The following is a 17,300-nucleotide window of genomic DNA, read 5'->3' as shown; positions in this document are numbered from 1 at the left end:
TCCCTCTCCCGCTGGCGGGATAGGGAGCCACAACCCACGCAAAACACGATGACCCACCCCTACCGCAAACCCCTGCCCGGCACCGCCCTGCACTACTACGACGCCCGCGCCGCCGTCGAAGACCTGGCGCCCGACGCCTGGGCCGGCCTGCCCTATACCGCCCGCGTCCACGCGGAAAACCTGGTGCGCCGCGCCGATGCCCGGCACCTGCCTGCCTACCTGCGCCAGCTGATCGAGCGCCGCCGCGATGCCGACTTCCCCTGGTGGCCGGTGCGCGTCGTGTGCCATGACATCCTGGGCCAGACGGCGCTGGTCGATCTGGCCGGTCTGCGCGACGCCATTGCCGCGCAGGGGGGCGATGCGGCGCAGGTCAACCCGGTGGTGCCGGTGCAGCTGATCGTGGATCACTCGCTGGCCGTGGAGTGCAGCGGCTTCGAGCCGGATGCGTTTGCCAGAAACCGCGCCATCGAGGATCGGCGCAACGAGGATCGCTTCCACTTCATCGACTGGTGCCAGCAGGCCTTTGCCAACGTCGATGTCATCCCGGCGGGCAACGGGATCATGCACCAGATCAATCTGGAGAAAATGTCGCCCGTCGTGTACGTGCAGGACGGCGTGGCCTTCCCCGATACCTGCGTGGGCACCGACAGCCACACGCCCCACGTCGATGCCCTGGGCGTGATTGCAGTCGGCGTGGGCGGGCTGGAGGCCGAGGCCGTCATGCTGGGCCGCCCGTCGTGGATGCGCCTGCCCGAGATCGTCGGCGTGCAGCTCACCGGGCGCTGCCCGCCGGGCATCACCGCCACCGACATCGTGCTGGCGCTGACCGAGTTCCTGCGCCAGCACAAGGTGGTCGGCGCCTACCTCGAATTCTTTGGCGACGGCGCACGCTCCCTGACCATCGGCGACCGCGCAACGATCTCCAACATGTGCCCGGAGTACGGCGCCACCGCCGCCCTGTTCGCCATCGACGAGCAGACGCTTGCCTATCTGCGCCTGACCGGGCGCGAGGAGCAGCAGGTGCAGCTGGTGGACAGCTACGCCCGCGCCGCCGGCCTGTGGGCGGACGCGCTGGCGCAGGTGCAGTACGAGCGCGTGCTGCAGTTCGATTTGTCCGGCGTGGAGCGCAACCTGGCCGGGCCATCCAACCCGCACCGGCGCCTGCCCACCGCGCAGCTGGCCGAGCGCGGCATCGCCATCGATCTGGACCAGGCCCGCGCCGACGAGGCGCAGGGCCTGATGCCCGATGGCGCCGTCATCATTGCCGCCATCACCAGTTGCACCAACACCAGCAACCCGCGCAACGTGATCGCCGCCGCGCTGCTGGCGCGCAACGCGCGGCGGCTGGGCCTGCAGCGCAAGCTGTGGGTGAAGACCTCGCTGGCGCCCGGCTCGCGCGCGGTCGAGCTGTATCTGAAAGAAGCCGGTCTGCTGGGCGACCTGCAAGCCCTGGGCTTTGGCATCGTCGGCTTTGCCTGCACCACGTGCAACGGCATGAGCGGGGCGCTCGATCCGGCCATCCAGCAGGAGATCATCGACCGAGACCTCTACACCACCGCCGTGCTCTCGGGCAACCGCAACTTCGACGGGCGCATCCATCCGTATGCGAAGCAGGCCTTCCTGGCCTCGCCGCCGCTGGTCGTGGCCTATGCGCTGGCCGGCACCATCCGCTTCGACATCGAGCGCGATGTGCTGGGCGTGGCGGATGGCCGCGAAGTGCGCCTGCGCGACCTGTGGCCCAGCGATGAGGACATCGACGCCGTGGTGGCCGCCGCCGTGCGGCCTGAGCACTACCGGGCGGTGTACCAGCCCATGTTCGCGCTGCGCCAGGACAGCGGCCCGCGCGCCGCGCCGCAATACGCCTGGCGAGCGCAGTCCACCTACATCCGCCGCCCGCCCTATTGGGACACCGAGGGCATCGGCGCCCTGGCCGCGCATCCGCGCACGCTGCAAAACCTGCGCCCGCTGGCCATCCTGCCCGACAACATCACCACCGACCACCTGTCGCCCTCCAACGCCATCCTGGCCGACAGCGCGGCCGGCGAATACCTGGCGCGCATGGGCCTGCCCGAGGAGGATTTCAATTCCTACGCCACGCACCGGGGCGATCACCTGACGGCCATGCGCGCCACCTTCGCCAACCCGGCCCTGAGAAACGAAATGGTGCGGGACGCTGACGGCAAGGTGCGCGCCGGCTCGCTGGCGCGCGTCGAGCCGGACGGCCAGGTCATGCGCATGTGGGAGGCCATCGAGACGTATCTCTCGCGCCGCCAGCCGCTGATCGTCATTGCCGGCGCCGACTACGGCCAGGGGTCGAGCCGCGACTGGGCGGCCAAGGGCGTGCGGCTGGCCGGCGTGGAGGTGGTCGTGGCCGAGGGCTTCGAGCGCATCCACCGCACCAACCTGATCGGCATGGGCGTGCTGCCGCTGGAGTTTCTGCCCGGCACCACGCGGCACACGCTGGGGCTGGACGGCACGGAGGTGTTCGACGTGCAGGGCGAGGTGCAGCCGGGCGGCGCGCTGCAGCTGCTGGTACGCCAGCGCAGCGGCGCCGTGCAGCGCGTGCCGGTGCGCTGCCGGCTGGATACGGCGGATGAGCTGGCAGTGTATGAAGCCGGCGGCGTGCTGCAACGCTTTGCGCAGGATTTCCTGGCGCGCTCGGCGCGGGGAACGATGCAGGCCGATGCGCACTGCGCCGCCCTGCCGTGACCTCTGCAACCACCCGCGCCGCACCGCCGCGCAGGCTCCCTCTCCCCTGCGGGGGATAGGGAGCCAAACCGGCGTCCAATCAGCGTCAACAGCTATGAAAACATGAGCAACAACCCGCAACTGCGCATCCCCGCCACGTATATGCGCGGCGGCACCAGCAAGGGCGTCTTTTTCCGCCTGACTGACCTGCCCCCGGCCTGCCAGCAGCCCGGCCCCGCGCGCGACCGCTTGCTGCAGCGCGTGATTGGCAGCCCCGACCCCTACGGCAAGCAAGTGGATGGCATGGGTGGCGCCACCTCCAGCACCAGCAAGTGCGTGATCGTGAGCCGCAGCACGCGAGCCGGCCACGACGTGGACTACCTCTACGGCCAGGTCGCCATCGAGGACGATTTTGTCGATTGGTCGGGCAACTGCGGCAACCTGACGGCTGCCGCCGCCGCCTTCGCCCTGTACGCCGGCCTGCTGCCGCCCGAGCGCGTGCCGCAGGACGGCATCTGCACCGTGCGTATCTGGCAGGCCAACATTGGCAAGACCATCATGGCCCACGTCCCCATGCATGGCGGGCAGGTGCGGGAGGCGGGCGATTTCGTGCTGGACGGCGTGGCCTTCCCCGCCGCCGAGATCGTGCTCGAATTCCTCGACCCCGCGCCCGAGGAGGAAGGCGCCAGCAGCGCCGTGCTGCCCACCGGCAACGCGCAGGATCTGCTGGACGTGCCGGGTATCGGGCGCTTTGCCGCCAGCTTCGTCAACGCCGGCATCCCCACCGTGTTCCTGAACGCCGACGACCTCGGCTACACCGGCACCGAGTTGCAACCCGCCATCAATGGCGACGCCGCAGCGCTGGCGCGCCTGGAGACCATCCGCGCCCATGCCGCCGTGCGCATGGGCCTGATCGACCACGTGGCCGAGGCGGCGCGCCGCCAGCACACGCCAAAGATCGCCTTCGTTGCACCACCTGCGGCCTACACCGCCTCCAGCGGCCAGCAAGTCGCGCAAGAGGACGTGGACGTGCTGGTGCGCGCCCTGTCCATGGGCCGGCTGCACCACGCCATGATGGGCACGGCGGCCGTCGCCATCGCCACTGCGGCAGCCATTCCCGGCACGCTGGTCTGCCAGGCGGCGGGCGGTGCGCCGCGCACGCACATCCGCCTGGGCCACCCCAGCGGCACGCTGCGCGCGGGCGCCGAGGTGGCACAGGACGCGGGCGGCCAGTGGCAGGCGCGCAAGGCAGTCATGAGCCGCAGCGCCCGCATCCTGATGGAAGGCTGGGTGCGCGTACCCGCCGGCAGTTTCTGATTACTTTGGACACGATATGAGCACCAAGCAGCACAACACCAAGCAGCAGTTGCGCGCGCTGGCGGCCCAGCGCCGCGGCGTCCTCATTCCCGGCGCCTTCAACGCCCTGTCCGCCCGGGTGGTGGCCGACATGGGCTTCGAGGCAATCTACGTCACCGGCGCCGGTGTGACCAACATGTGGCTGGGCCTGCCCGACCAGGGCTTCATGGGCCTGGCCGACATCGCCGACCACACGGCGCGCATCCGCGATGCGGTGGAGCTGCCGCTGATCGTCGATGCCGACACGGGCTTTGGCAACGCGCTCAACACCTACCACGCCGTGCGTGTACTGGAGCGCGCCGGCGCCGACTGCATCCAGCTCGAAGACCAGGTCAGCCCGAAGCGCTGCGGCCACTTCAGCGGCAAGGACGTGGTGGAGGCCAGCGAGATGGTCGGCAAGATCCGCGCCGCCTGCGACGCCCGGCGCGACGGCGACCTGCTCATCATGGCGCGCACCGATGCCGCCGCCGTCCATGGCTTCGACGCTGCGGTGGAGCGGGCGCAGCAGTACGCCGAGGCCGGCGCTGACATCCTGTTCGTCGAGGCCGTGACCTCTGCCTCCGAAGTGCGCGAGCTGCCCCGGCGCCTGGCTGCGCCGCAGCTCATGAACATGGTCATCGGCGGCAAGACACCCATCGTGGGCGCGGATGAGCTGGGCGCGCTGGGCTACGGCTTCGTGCTGTACGCCAACGCTGCGTTGCAAGGGGCGCTGGCCGGGATGCAAAAGGTGCTGGCCACGCTGCGCGATACGCGCGAGGTGCGCGAAGACCCGGCCCTGGTCGCGCCGTTTGCCGAGCGCCAGCGGCTGGTGGGCAAGCTGGAGTGGGATGCGCTGGAGCAGCGCTACCAATGACCCACGCGCGCGGTTAGCCTGAAAGCTGAAAGGCAGATCAGATCGAGCCCTTCCCGATAGGTGGTCACCTGGAATTGGGGAAACCGGCGCTTGAATCTGGTGGAGTCGAACAGGTTGTCGTGCCCGTAGCGGGGCAGCAGTTCACGTAACTCGCGCACCTCCCGGGAAAACAGGCCGGCGGCGACCAAGGCCCACTTGCCAATGACCGTATAGGCGTCGCAGCAAGGCAGGTGCCAGGTCTGGCCATAGGCTCAGGCGCATTGCGTCCAGATCAGCGTACGCAGCGTGTCGTCACGTACTGGCACCCGGGGCTTCTTGCCGCTTCGGAGCGCGTCGATGACCAGCGCATTGGTGAAGCTCGGCTCGGCGGGGTCGGTGTAATGAGCCACGTTGGTGACTACGTGGAGGATGCTGCGGGCCATGGTCTAGGGCGATGTCCTGATTGCCGCACGTTAACCTTGAACTGCGCTTCAAGGTCAAGGCCAGGCAGCGCCAGCAGCACAGGAGGACGCAACACCCTAAACGCACCAACCCTGAGGACACTGCCAGCGTGGGCACAATGCGCGCCAATTTCGTCCACCACCTTTTCCGGCCATGCTCTACAACGCCCTGAAACTGCTGCACCTGCTGTCCATCATCGTCTGGGTGGGCGGCATGGTGTTCGCGCATTTTTTCTTGCGCCCGGCAGCGCAGGCACTCGAACCTGCCCAGCGCGTGCCGCTGCTGCACGGCGTGCTGCAGCGCTTTCTGGCCGCCGTGGGCGCGGCGGTGGTGATAGTGCTGACCACGGGCCTGGCCATGATCGGCATGGTCAGCATGGGCGGGGGCTTTGCCATGCCGTGGGACTGGACTTTCATGTCCGGCGTGGGCATCTTGATGATGGCCCTCTACGCCTATCTGTACCTGTCGCTGCTGTCGCGCCTGGACAGCGCCGTAGCAGCGGGCGACTGGACGGCGGGCGGCGCGGCGCTGGCGCGCATCCGGGCGATAGTCGGCATCAACTTGCTGCTGGGCACGGCCATCGTCGTGGCCGTGCTGCTGTGGTGAGGCCAGGGCCAGGGCCATGACGCAACCGCAGCGCAAGACCCTGCTGATCGTCTGGCACAGCCAGACCGGCGGCACGCGCCAGATGGCCGAGGCGGCGCGCGCCGGCGCGGCCAGCGAGGCCGGTTGCGACGCGCGCCTGCTGCACGCCAGCGCGGCCGGGCCGCAGGACGTGCTGGCCGCCGACGGCTATGTGTTTTGCACGCCCGAGAACTTGGCGGCCATGAGCGGGCAGCTCAAGGACTTCTTCGACCGCTGCTACTACCCGGTGTTGGGGCGCATCGAGGGCCGGCCCTGCGCCAGCCTGGTCTGCGCCGGCAGCGACGGCACGGGCGCGGCGCGCCAGATCGCGCGCATCGCCACCGGCTGGCGGCTCAGGAGCGTGGCCGAGCCGCTGATCGTCTGCACGCACGCGCAGACGCCCGAGGCCATCGCCGCGCCCAAGACCATCGCCGCCGCCGAGCTGCAGCAGTGCCGCGCGCTGGGCCAGGCGTTGGCCAGCGGGCTAGCGCTGGGCGTCTTCTAGCGTTCAGGCCTTGTGAACGATGGCCGCCTGCACGCCGGCATGGGCACACCGCGCCCGTCATCCGCGCGAAGTCCCCGGCGCTCCGCCCGGAGCCATGCGGGCGCATTTCGGCTGTGATTTCGTCCTGGCCGCCCAGGGGACACAATCGGACGCATGGTTCCAGGCCGGCCTTTTGCTACTATTTTAATAGCTAAAAGCGCTTGTCTGGAAAGCACTGGATGGCAATTTCATTCATGTCCATCGCCCCATTCAATCGCCATGCAGGCGTACGCGCCGCTCACTGGCTCGCCCTGGGGGACTTGGAATGGCTCAGCACTCCCCCATGTATCGCGTGAATCCCCAAGGTCGCCAACGTCCTGATGGGGAAACTCGGTTTTGCAACGTTCTTGATTGGAAGGATGAATCTGTGAGCTTTTCTTTTCGCACCACTGCCGCCGTTGCCGCTGTGATTGCTGCAGCCCTGCTCGCTCCATCGATGGCGCAGGCCAAGCGCATGGGCAAGGGGCTGAGCGCTACGCGCACGGCCAAGGCCCCCGGGGCCCCCACAGCGCCAGCCGCACCCCGCGCGGCAACGCCCGCAACACCGGCGGCAGCCCCGGCCCCGGCCGCGACCCCAGCCGCAGCGGCTCCCGTCGCAGCCCCTGGCGCCGCATCGCGCGGCCCGGGCCTGATCGGCACCATGGGCGCAGCGGCGGTCGGCGCCGTGGCCGGCAATGCCATCGCGAGCAGCCTGTCCGGCAATGACGACAAGGAAGCTGCCGCCAAGGAAGCGAAGAAACAGGAGGCGCTGGCTGCCGAGCACGATGCCGCCGAGTTGCAAAAGAAGGCCGACGAAGCCAAGGCCAAGGCGGCCGCGGCACGCGCTGCGGCGATGTGATCCGTGCGCCATGCTTCGTGCCCGGGCCCTGGGCCCAGGCGGCAGGCTGGCACCGTCCATGATGAACAACAGCCACCTTGCGGTGGCTTTTCTTATCCGATGCGTCGTAAGAGCGTGTTTACGATCTCCGTAGTAGAAGCACCAGGAAAGCGAGATGGACGAACTGCAAGCTGGTGTTGAGCCAGCGCTCGCAGTTCTTCCACAACCTCCTGTTCTTCTCCAACCACGCGAAGCTGCGCTCGACCACCCAGCGCTGGGGCATGAGCTTGAAGGTGTGCAATTCGCTCCTCTTGGCAACCTGCACTGTGACGTGCTCGCCCACAATCTCTCGCACCCCCTGCGCAAAGGGCTCGCCCGTGTAGCCGCTGTCGGTCAGCACATTTGCCACTTTGCTCAGCCTGCTCTTGCAGCGCTTGAATGCCTGCAATGCACCCTTGCGGTCTGTGACGTCCGCTGTGGTGACAGCCACCGCATGCGGCAGTCCCAACGTATCCACCGCAATATGGCGCTTGATGCCCGAGACCTTCTTGCCTGCGTCATAGCCTTTGAAGCCCGCCGTATCAGCGTTCTTCACGCTCTGCGCGTCCACGATCAAGAACGTGCTGCAGGCGTTGCGCCCCAGTTTCTCGCGGGCCGCGCCAACCTGATTTTTTAAGTGCCCGCTGCAGCACGCTCACTCCGTGCTGGTCGGGCTCGCTCCACTTGCGCCAGTAGGCATAGACCGTCGTCCATTTGGAAAACTCGGGGGCAGGAACCTCCACTGGCAGCCGGTGCGCAGTAGATACAGCACCGCGCACAACACCTCGTACAAGTCCACTGTCGTCGGCTTGGTCGCCTTGCGCACGCTGCGCAGCAGCGGCTCGATCTCGGCAAACTGCTCGGGGCTGATGTCGCTGGCGTATTTCTTTCTCTTCACCCACCTATTGTCGGATCAGGGGAAGATCGTAAACACGTTCTTAGGGAGGGGAGGATGTCAAGCAATGCATTCCTTGTCCGGCGTTCCATCGGGGGGAGTGCCGCCTGCACAGCCAACGCACGAACACACGCTTAGTTCATGCGTACTGCCCGGCACGCGCCGCAGCGCAGGCCCAGGCGCGTGAGGTAAACCTGGAGCAGGTGGCCCACACCGATGGCGCGCGGGTGCCGGTCGCGCTCGGCATCGAAGGCCACGCAAGCACTGCAGGCGCTGGAAGCATTCTTTGCCTGAAATTTCTAGCGCCCGGCGTAGATCTGGTCGAAGCTGGCGCCGTCGGCGAAGTGCTCCTTGTTCGCCTTGGCCCAGCCGCCGAAGGCCTGGTCGACGGTCACCAGCGTGAGCTTGGGGAACTGCGCATCGAACTTGGCGCGGGCCTTCTCGCTCGTGGGGCGGTAGTAGTTCTTGCCGGCGATCTCCTGGCCCTCGTCGGAATACAGGTGCTTGAGGTATTCCTCGGCCAGGGCGCGCGTGCCCTTCTTGTCCACCACCTTGTCCACCACGGCCACCGTGGGCTCGGCCAGGATGGACAGCGAGGGCACGACGATCTCGAACTTGTCCTTGCCGAACTCCTTCCGTGCCAGGAAGGCCTCGTTCTCCCAGGCCAGCAGCACGTCGCCCACGCCGCGCTGTACGAAGGTGATGGTGGAGCCACGCGCGCCGGTGTCGAGCACGGGCACGTTCTTGTAGAGCTTGGCCACGAAGTCCTTGGCCTGGCTATCACCACCGTTTTGGCCGCTGTACTTGCGCCTGGCGAACTCCCACGCCGCCAGGTAGTTCCAGCGCGCGCCGCCGCTGGTCTTGGGGTTGGGGGTGATGACCTGCACCCCGGGCCGAGCCAGGTCGTCCCAGTCCTTCAGGCCCTTGGGGTTGCCCTTCCTGACCAGGAACACGATGGTCGAGGTGTAGGGCGCCGAGTTGTGCGGCAGGCGCTTTTGCCAGTCGGCGGCCAGCAGGCCGTGGCGGGCCAGCGCGTCCACGTCGCCGCCCAGCGCCAGCGTGGCCACGTCGGCGTCGATGCCGTCGATGATCGAGCGCGCCTGCTTGCCCGAGCCGCCGTGCGACTGCCTGAACTGCACTTCCTGCCCGGTCTTGGCCTTCCAGTGGCGGGCGAACGCCTGGTTGTATTCGGCGTACAGCTCGCGTGTGGGGTCGTAGGACACGTTCAGGAACTGCGCCGGCTGGGCCTGCGCCGGCAGCGCAATGACCGCGCCGAGCGTGGCGGCAAGGACAGCGGTCAGAGGAAAATTGATAAAGTGGCGGCGATTTTTCACGGGTGTGTTCCAGGCTGTTGGTGGGATGCAGCGCATTCTGGAAGCCACCCCGCATATCTTGGAACCAATAAGATTTCAGTTCTTTATTACAAAACAACTGAAACACACCCCCAAAGGAAGATTCCCCATGACACGTACCGTCCACTGCATCAAGCTTGGCCAGGAAGCCGAGGGCCTGGCCTTTGCGCCCTACCCCGGCGAGCTGGGCAAGCGCATTTTCGACAACGTCAGCAAGCAGGCCTGGGGCGACTGGCTCAAGCACCAGACCATGCTGGTCAACGAGAACCGCCTGAACCTGGCCGATGCGCGCGCCCGCCAGTACCTGGCGCGGCAGATGGAGGCGCACTTCTTCGGCAGCGGCGCCGACGCGGCCGCCGGCTACGTGCCGCCCAGCGCCTGAGGTACGCTGGGCGTTGGGCGTTTTGCGCCCAACGCCCAGCGCAGGAAATCCCCGCCCCGAGCGCTGCAGCGCTCTTTTTTTCGCCCTCCCCTCGCCCAAGGCCCACCGTGCTGCCTTCCGTTTCCCTGCTGGAGTCGTTCCAGGCCTCGCAGATCAGCTTCATCCTGGTCATCTACCTGGTAGCCATCACGGCGGAGGCCATGTCGGGGGCGCTTGCCGCCGGGCGGCGCAACATGGACATCTTCGGCGTCTCGGTCATCGCCTTCGTCACCGCCCTGGGCGGGGGCACCATCCGCGACATGGTGCTGGGCCACTACCCGCTGGGCTGGACGCAGCACCCCGAGTATGTCTATCTGGTGCTGGGCGCCGGCCTGCTGACCACGCTGGTGGCGCGCTTCATGATCCACCTCAAGCTGGTCTTTCTGTGGCTGGATGCGCTGGGCCTGATCGCGTTTTCGCTGATCGGCTGCAGCGTGGCGCTGGAGCTGGGCTACCCCACGGTGGTGGTGGTGATGAGCGGCATGATCACCGGCATCAGCGGCGGCATCGTGCGCGACGTGCTGTGCAACCAGGTGCCGGTGGTGTTTCGCCGCGAGCTGTACGCCAGTGTCTCGCTGGCCGTGTGCCTGATGTTCCTGGCGCTGCGCGCCGCCGAGGTCGGGCAGGACTGGAGCATTGCCGTGTGCTTCAGCGCCGGCCTGGCGCTGCGCCTGGCGGCCATCCGCTGGCACTGGCGGCTGCCGGTGTTTTCCTACCAGGAACGCTGGGACTGAAAACCCATGCCCGAGGCCATCGACTGGCTGCCTGACGGCACGCCGCTGAGTCCGCGCTTTGGCGACCGCTACCGGGGCGCGGGCGACGGCGTGGCACAGGCGCAGCAGGTGTTTGTCGCCGGCTGCGGCCTGCCGCAGGCTTGGGCGCAGCAGCGCCAGTGGCGCATCCTGGAGACGGGCTTTGGCATGGGGCTGAACTTCCTGGTCACCTGGGCCACTTGGCGGGCCGACCCGGCGCGCCCGCAGTTGCTGCACTTCATCTCCTGCGAGGCCTGGCCGGTGGCCGCTGATGATCTGCTGCGCGCTGCGCCGCACACGCCCGAGCTGCATGAGTTGGCACAGCAGCTGCACGCGCAGTTCTGGGGCCTGCTGCCGGGCGTACACCGCCTGGCCTTCGAGGGCGGGCGGGTGCTGCTGACGCTGTACGTGGGCGACGCCCAGGCCATGCTGCGCCAGCAGCAACCGGTGGCCGATGCGGTCTATCTGGACGGCTTCGACCCGGCGCGCAACCCGGACATGTGGAGTGCGCACCTGCTCAAGGCCGTGGCGCGCTGCTGCCGGCGCGGCGCCCGGCTGGCCACCTGGAGCGTGGCGCGCAGCGTGCGCGAGGGGCTGGCGCAGTGCGGCTTCGTCGTGGACAAGCTGCCCGGCCTGGCGCCCAAACGCCACCGGCTGCAGGCGTGCTTCGATCCGCGCTGGGAGCCGCGCGCCGGCACGCCGGCGCTGCCGGACGTGGCCCTTGCTGCGGCGGCTGCTCCGGCGCGCTGCCTGGTAGTGGGCGGCGGCCTGGCCGGCGCCGCCGTGGCAGCCAGCCTGGCGCGGCGCGGCTGGCAGGTTGTCGTGCTGGATGCCGCGCCCGCCCCGGCAGCCGGTGCCTCGGGCCTGCCGGCGGGGCTGTTTGCCTCGCACGTCTCGCCCGACGACAGCCTCCTGTCGCGCCTGTCGCGCGCCGGCGTGCGGCTGACGCTGCAGACCCTGGCCACGCTGCTGCCCGATGCGCGTGGCCGCGACTGGGACGACGGCGGCGTGCTGGAGCACGGCGTGGATGCGCCCATCCGCCTGGCCTGGGGGAGCAGCGCCGGGCGTGGCACGCGGCATCTTTCTGCACTCAACCCGGAGCACAAACTCGCATCAGCTGCTGCGCCTACCCCGGAATACAGCCCTGCATCAACCGCCGCATCTGCCCAGGAGCACAGCCCCGGCCTGGACTGGAGCCGCCCGGCCAGCGCCGCCGAGCTGCGCGCCAGCCATCTGTCCGGGGACGCCAGCGCCTGCTGGCACGCACGCGGCGGCTGGGTGCGCCCGCCGCGCCTGGTGCAGCGCCTGCTGGAGCAGCCGGGCATTACCTGGCAAGGCAATGCCGACGTTGCCCGGCTGGAGCGTGGCGACAGCGGCCTGTGGCGCGCCCTCGACGCACAGGGCAAGCTGCTGGCCGAGGCCGAGCTGGCCGTGGTCTGCGCCGGCCCGGCCAGTGGTGCGGTCGCTGATGCCCCTGTGCCGCTGCAGGCCCTGCGCGGGCAGATCGCCTGGGGCTTGCACGCTGAGATACCGCTGCCTGCACCGTGGCCACCGCAGCCGGTCAACGGCCACGGCAACCTGGTGCCCTGCGCGCCCATCGGCCCGGCTGGCGCGCCCGGCTGGGTGCTGGGCTCGACCTTCGAGCGCGACTGCAGCGAACTGCCGCCCAGCCCCGAGGACATCGCCGCCGGACGGGCCGAGAACGCCGCGCGGCTGATGCAACTGCTGCCGGCGCTGGGGCACAGCCTGGCGGAGCATTTGCGCCCTCAGCCCAACCCTCTCCCGCGCGCGGGAGAGGGAGCGGCAACCCCGCCCGGCGCTGCACTCTTGCCCCCTCTCCCCCGTGGGGGAGAGGGCTGGGGTGAGGGGGCGATGGCCAGCAGCAGCACTGCGGCCCCGCCTCCCAGCACCCACACCTGGGCCGCCGTACGCTGCGCCGCACCCGATCGCCTGCCCCTGGTCGGCCCGGTCGATGCCGCCGCCCGACCCGGCCTGTGGCTGTCCACGGCCATGGGCGCACGTGGCCTGACCCTGGCGCTGCTGTGCGGCGAGCTGCTGGCCGCGCGCCTGCACGGCGAACCCCTGCCGCTGGACGCGCGGCTGGCGCGCGTCCTGTCCAGCGAGCGGCTGGGCCGCGCCTGATCCAGCCCCGGCAGGGCCTCTGCCGTGCTGCACTGGCGCAACACTGGTGCAGCGCAGGCACGGCAAGCCCGCTGGCATCCGCTCCCACTGCTTCCATATATGCCAAACCCGGCATATATGAAGCATTAAATATTCGTTTGGTTTTAAGAGGCCGACCCCTACAGTGCGCCCGTTGCGCGTCGCTGCCCGGGCCGGCCCGGCATGGCGCGATCCCCATTCAGAGACGAATTGCCCAGCTCCATGTACCAATACACCGCCTTCGACCGCCAGTTCGTGCAGCTACGCGCCCAGCAGTTCCGCGACCAGTTGGAGCGCTGGCAGCGCGGCGAGCTGACCGACGAGCAGCTCTTGCCCCTGCGCCTGCAAAACGGCTGGTACATCCAGCGCTACGCCCCCATGGCGCGCATCGCCGTGCCCTATGGCGAGATCAGCAGCACGCAGTTGCGGATGCTGGCGCACATCGCCCGCGAGTACGACCGTCCCGACCCCGAACTGCTGGCCCGCGCCCAGGCCACGCAAGACGCGCTGGAGGCCGCCCAGCCCGGCCAGACCCTGCCGGCCGCACCGCTCAAATACGGCTACGGCCACTTCACCACGCGCACCAACGTGCAGTTCAACTGGATTCCGCTGGCCCGCGCCGCCGACGTCATGGACTTGCTGGCCAGCGTCAACATGCACGGCATCCAGACCAGCGGCAACGACATCCGCAACATCACCTGCGACGCCTACGAGGGCATTGCCGAGGACGGCATCGTGGACACGCGGGCGTTTGCCGAAATTGCGCGCCAGTGGAGTTCGCTGCACCCCGAGTTCAGCTACCTGCCGCGCAAGTTCAAGATCGCCTTCAACGGCGCGCTGGAAGACCGCGCGGCGATTGGCTGGTACGACATCGGCCTGCAGGCCGTGCGCGGTGATGACGGCGCCGTGGGTTTCACCGTGCGCGTGGGCGGCGGCATGGGGCGCACGCCCATCATCGGCACCGTGGTGCGCGAGTTCCTGCCCTGGCCGCAGTTGCTCAACTACATCGAGGCCATCGTGCGCACCTACAACAGCTATGGCCGGCGCGACAACAAATGGAAGGCGCGCATCAAAATCCTGGTCAAGGCCGAGGGCCAGGCCTTCATCGACGCGGTGGAGCAGGAATTCGCCGCCATCACCCAGCGCGACGGCGCGCCGCACACCATCACCCAGGCCGAGTTCGACCGCGTGTCCAGCCACTTCGCCGTGCCTGAGTTGCGTCCGGCCAACCTGCCCTCGCGCATCGATCCGAACGGCCAGCTCTACCAGCGCTGGCTACAAAACAACGTGCGCGGCCACCGCCTGCCGGGCCTGGCCGCCGTGAACCTGTCCTTCAAGCGTCCCGGCTTTGCGCCCGGCGACGCCGATGCCGGCACGCTGGAGGCGCTGGCGCAACTGGCGGAGACCTTCTCCGCCGCCGAGGCGCGCCTGACGCACGAGCAAAACCTGCTGCTGCCCTGGGTACACCAAAGCGACCTGCCGGCGCTGTACGAGGCAGCGCGCAAGCTGGGCCTGGCGCAGCCCAACATCGGCTTGCTGACCGACCTGATCGCCTGCCCGGGCGGGGATTTCTGCTCGCTGGCCAATGCACGCTCGCTGCACATCGCCAACGCCATCACCGAGCGCTACCAGGACTTGGACGAGCTGTTCGACCTCGGCCCCATCGACCTGCACATGAGCGGCTGCATCAACAGCTGCGGCCACCACCACAGCGGGCACATCGGCGTCCTGGGCGTGGACAAGGACGGCCGCGAGTGGTACCAGGTCACGCTGGGCGGCTCGGACGGCTCGCAGCTGTCCGGCCCAGCGATTGGCGGCAAGGTGGTCGGGCCGGCCTTCAACGCTGCCGAACTGCCGGACGTGATCGAGGCTGTGCTGGAGGTCTTTCGCGAGCTGCGCAAGCCCGGCGAGACCTTCATCGACGCCCTGCGCCGCATCGGCCACGAACCCTTCAAGGCCGCCGCCAACGGCGCGCGCCACCCGAAAGTGGAGGAGAAGGCGCTGGCGGATTGAGCGCCTTGCCCCTCCCCTCCGGGAGGGTCGGACTTGCCCCCTCCCCCTCTGGGGGAGGGGATGAAAACCTTCCAGACTTGCCTACAACTATGAAAATAATAGCTAACACCGCTGGCCCAGCAACAGAAATCGCCGAAAACATCCTGCAAATCGCCAACGACGCCGACCTGGCCGCGCTGGCTGCAGACGGCGCCCTGGCCGGCATCGAGCGCATCGAGCTGCAGTTCCCCAAATTCACCGATGGCCGCGCCTATACCCAGGCGCTGCTGCTGCGCCGGCGCTACCAGTTCGCGGGCGACATCCGCGCCACGGGCGACGTGCTGATCGACCAGCTCGTGCACATGCACAGGAGCGGCTTCACCAGCGCCGTGCTGGCCCCGGGCGTGGACGCCAGCGCCGCACAGCGCCAGTTCGAGCGCTACGCCGCCTTCTACCAGGGCGACGTGCTGGAGCCGCGCCCGCTGTTTGCCCGGGAGGCGGCATGAACGCGCCCGTTCTCGACCGTCCCGCCGGCCTGGATCTGGCGCGCATCAATGCCGAGCTGGGCCGCGACGCCCCGGAGCTGGTGCGCTGGGCGCTGGCCTTGGGTCAGCCGGCCATAGTCACCACCAACTTCCGCCCCTTCGAGGTCGTGCTCCTGCACCTGGTCACGCGGGTAGCGCAGGACGTGCCCGTGATCTGGATGGACAACGGCTACAACACCGAGGCCACCTACCGCCACGCCGACGAGGTGACGCGCCTGCTGGGGCTGAATCTGCACACCTACCTGCCGCTGCGCTCGCGCGCGCACCGCGAGGCGCTGGACGGCCCGGTGCCGGCGCTCGATGACCCGCGCCATGCCGCCTTCACCGAGGAAGTCAAGCTCGAACCCTTTGCCCGCGCCCTGCGCGAGACAGCGCCCGGCGTCTGGTTCACCGCGCTGCGCGCCAGCGACAGCGCCGTGCGCGCGCAGATGGAGCCGGTGAGCCGCAACCCCGACGGCCTGCTCAAGGTCGCGCCGCTGCTGCACTGGACAGCCCGCGACCTGCACGCCTACTGCACGGCGCACGGCCTGCCCAACAACTTCGACTACGCCGACCCGACCAAGGGCGAGGCGCAGCGCGAATGCGGCCTGCACCTGGCGCATTGAGCAGAGGTTGAGCGATCAGCCAAGCGCCCTGCGTCGAGCGTGAAGCACGGCCCGTATTTCGCTCAGCGCACAGCGCACAACATTCAAAAACGATAGCTGTCCACGCTTGCACCATATGCCCTACAGCCTGATTTGACTGGAAACCACCCCATGAATGCCCGTGTCGATCCACAGTTGCTCAGCCAGCTCGGCAACCACCACCTGGACGCGCTGGAGGAAGAAACCATCTTCCTGCTGCGCGAAGTCGCTGCCTCCTTCGAGCGCCCGGCGCTGCTGTTTTCCGGCGGCAAGGATTCGCTGGTCATGCTGCACTGCGCCGAGAAAGCCTTTGGCCGGGGGCAACTGCCGTTTCCGCTATTGATGATCGACACCGGGCACAACTTCCCCGAGGTCACGCAGTTTCGCGACCAGCGCGCCCAGGAGCTGGGCGCCGAGCTGATCGTGCGCAGCGTCGAGGACTCCATGGCGCGCGGCAGCGTGCGCCTGGCCCGGCCCGACGAGCCGCGCAATGCGCACCAGTCGGTCACGCTGCTCGAAGCCATCGAGGAGCACCGCTTCGACGCGCTGATCGGCGGCGCGCGCCGCGACGAGGAAAAGGCGCGCGCCAAGGAGCGCATCTTTTCGCACCGCGACGGCTTCGGCCAATGGCAGCCCAAGGCCCAGCGGCCCGAACTGTGGCAGCTGTTCAACACGCGCATCGCGCCGGGCGAGCACTTTCGCGTCTTCCCGATCAGCAACTGGACGGAGCTGGACGTGTGGCAGTACATCGAGCGCGAGGCCATCGCCCTGCCCAGCCTGTACTACAGCCACCCGCGCGCGGTGGTCGAGCGCCGGGGCCTGCTGGTGCCCGTCACGCCGCTCACCCCCGCGCGCGAGGGCGAACAGGTGCAGACGCGCGCCGTGCGCTTTCGCACCCTGGGCGACATCACCTGCACCTGCCCGGTGGACAGCCCCGCCGCCAGCGCCGCCGAGGTGGTGCTGGAGACGCTCAGCTGCGAGGTCAGCGAGCGCGGCGCCACGCGCATGGACGACAAGACCAGCGACGCCTCCATGGAAAAGCGCAAGAAGGATGGGTATTTCTGATGAGCACCGCAACGACTTCCGCAAGCCACGGCACTACTGAATCCATAGCTTCCAACGCTGATTTGACAAGGGCTGAGGGCGTTTTTGACCTTCAACAACCAAAGCTGCAACACCCGCCCTTGCTCCCTCTCCC

The 17,300-nt window shown here is 68.5% G+C and carries 16 protein-coding genes and 2 pseudogenes; 13 read left to right on the top strand and 5 right to left on the bottom strand.

What is annotated here, in order from left to right:
• The first annotated feature begins 48 nt into the window (after positions 1 to 48).
• From acnD to IDM45_RS01690, 3 genes are all read left to right on the top strand, one after another.
• Entirely contained in the window at positions 49 to 2,709 is a 2,661-nt protein-coding gene (gene acnD, locus IDM45_RS01700) for a Fe/S-dependent 2-methylisocitrate dehydratase AcnD (RefSeq protein ID WP_209421366.1), read from the top strand.
• 102 nt (positions 2,710 to 2,811) lie between these two features.
• Entirely contained in the window at positions 2,812 to 4,005 is a 1,194-nt protein-coding gene (prpF, locus tag IDM45_RS01695) for a 2-methylaconitate cis-trans isomerase PrpF (protein WP_209421365.1), read from the top strand.
• 16 nt (positions 4,006 to 4,021) lie between these two features.
• Positions 4,022 to 4,897: an isocitrate lyase/PEP mutase family protein gene (locus tag IDM45_RS01690; RefSeq protein ID WP_209421364.1), complete on the top strand. Its 876-nt coding sequence runs from the start codon at positions 4,022 to 4,024 to the stop codon at positions 4,895 to 4,897.
• On the opposite strand, the pseudogene IDM45_RS01685 reads toward IDM45_RS01690, so the two are convergent.
• A pseudogene (locus IDM45_RS01685) lies at positions 4,888 to 5,319 on the bottom strand (Rossmann-fold NAD(P)-binding domain-containing protein); the annotation flags it as partial. The gene IDM45_RS01690 and the pseudogene IDM45_RS01685 overlap by 10 nt on opposite strands.
• Positions 5,320 to 5,491: 172 nt before the next feature.
• Here IDM45_RS01685 and IDM45_RS01680 point away from each other — a divergent pair.
• The 3 genes from IDM45_RS01680 to IDM45_RS01670 all read left to right on the top strand — a co-directional run bounded on the left by IDM45_RS01680 (position 5,492) and on the right by IDM45_RS01670 (position 7,344).
• Positions 5,492 to 5,944, top strand: a complete 453-nt coding sequence (locus IDM45_RS01680) for a CopD family protein (protein ID WP_209421363.1) — start codon at positions 5,492 to 5,494, stop codon at positions 5,942 to 5,944.
• 16 nt (positions 5,945 to 5,960) lie between these two features.
• Positions 5,961 to 6,467, top strand: coding sequence for a flavodoxin family protein (locus tag IDM45_RS01675; protein ID WP_209421362.1), 507 nt, complete (start codon positions 5,961 to 5,963; stop codon positions 6,465 to 6,467).
• Between the two features lie 406 nt (positions 6,468 to 6,873).
• Positions 6,874 to 7,344 (top strand): ABC transporter substrate-binding protein, encoded by a 471-nt coding sequence (locus IDM45_RS01670; protein WP_209421361.1) that lies wholly within the window; start codon positions 6,874 to 6,876, stop codon positions 7,342 to 7,344.
• Between the two features lie 118 nt (positions 7,345 to 7,462).
• On the opposite strand, the pseudogene IDM45_RS18200 reads toward IDM45_RS01670, so the two are convergent.
• The 4 genes and pseudogenes from IDM45_RS18200 to IDM45_RS01660 all read right to left on the bottom strand — a co-directional run.
• Positions 7,463 to 7,975, bottom strand: a pseudogene (locus tag IDM45_RS18200) (IS5 family transposase); the annotation flags it as partial.
• Positions 7,976 to 8,017: 42 nt separating this feature from the next.
• Positions 8,018 to 8,260: a transposase gene (locus IDM45_RS18195; RefSeq protein WP_411828408.1), complete on the bottom strand. Its 243-nt coding sequence runs from the start codon at positions 8,258 to 8,260 to the stop codon at positions 8,018 to 8,020.
• 131 nt (positions 8,261 to 8,391) lie between these two features.
• A complete protein-coding gene (locus IDM45_RS17885; RefSeq protein ID WP_267912099.1) occupies positions 8,392 to 8,514 on the bottom strand; it encodes a hypothetical protein in 123 nt (40 codons plus the stop codon).
• Between the two features lie 42 nt (positions 8,515 to 8,556).
• A complete protein-coding gene (locus IDM45_RS01660) occupies positions 8,557 to 9,591 on the bottom strand; it encodes a sulfate ABC transporter substrate-binding protein (RefSeq protein ID WP_232653602.1) in 1,035 nt (344 codons plus the stop codon).
• A gap of 127 nt (positions 9,592 to 9,718) precedes the next feature.
• Here IDM45_RS01660 and IDM45_RS01655 point away from each other — a divergent pair, with 127 nt between their 5' ends.
• The 7 genes from IDM45_RS01655 (at position 9,719) to cysD (ending at position 17,167) form a co-directional block, all read left to right on the top strand.
• Positions 9,719 to 9,991, top strand: coding sequence for an oxidative damage protection protein (locus IDM45_RS01655; protein WP_209421360.1), 273 nt, complete (start codon positions 9,719 to 9,721; stop codon positions 9,989 to 9,991).
• Positions 9,992 to 10,098: 107 nt separating this feature from the next.
• Positions 10,099 to 10,764 (top strand): trimeric intracellular cation channel family protein, encoded by a 666-nt coding sequence (locus IDM45_RS01650; protein ID WP_209421359.1) that lies wholly within the window; start codon positions 10,099 to 10,101, stop codon positions 10,762 to 10,764.
• A gap of 6 nt (positions 10,765 to 10,770) precedes the next feature.
• Positions 10,771 to 12,924: a tRNA (5-methylaminomethyl-2-thiouridine)(34)-methyltransferase MnmD gene (mnmD, locus tag IDM45_RS01645; protein ID WP_209421358.1), complete on the top strand. Its 2,154-nt coding sequence runs from the start codon at positions 10,771 to 10,773 to the stop codon at positions 12,922 to 12,924.
• Between the two features lie 240 nt (positions 12,925 to 13,164).
• Positions 13,165 to 14,955, top strand: a complete 1,791-nt coding sequence (locus IDM45_RS01640; RefSeq protein ID WP_209421357.1) for a nitrite/sulfite reductase — start codon at positions 13,165 to 13,167, stop codon at positions 14,953 to 14,955.
• Between the two features lie 89 nt (positions 14,956 to 15,044).
• On the top strand, positions 15,045 to 15,440 hold the full coding sequence (locus IDM45_RS01635) for a DUF934 domain-containing protein (protein ID WP_209421356.1): 396 nt from the start codon (positions 15,045 to 15,047) through the stop codon (positions 15,438 to 15,440).
• Positions 15,437 to 16,084, top strand: a complete 648-nt coding sequence (locus IDM45_RS01630) for a phosphoadenosine phosphosulfate reductase domain-containing protein (RefSeq protein ID WP_209421355.1) — start codon at positions 15,437 to 15,439, stop codon at positions 16,082 to 16,084. The genes IDM45_RS01635 and IDM45_RS01630 overlap by 4 nt, the downstream gene beginning before the upstream one ends.
• 150 nt (positions 16,085 to 16,234) lie before the next feature.
• A complete protein-coding gene (gene cysD, locus IDM45_RS01625) occupies positions 16,235 to 17,167 on the top strand; it encodes a sulfate adenylyltransferase subunit CysD (protein WP_209421354.1) in 933 nt (310 codons plus the stop codon).
• Positions 17,168 to 17,300: the final 133 nt, after the last annotated feature.

The organism is Melaminivora jejuensis, from assembly GCF_017811175.1.
In the GTDB taxonomy this organism is placed as follows: Bacteria; Pseudomonadota; Gammaproteobacteria; order Burkholderiales; family Burkholderiaceae_C; genus Melaminivora; species Melaminivora jejuensis.
Note: the sequence above shows the minus strand (reverse complement) of the source record. Positions and strands in the feature narration are given on the sequence as shown.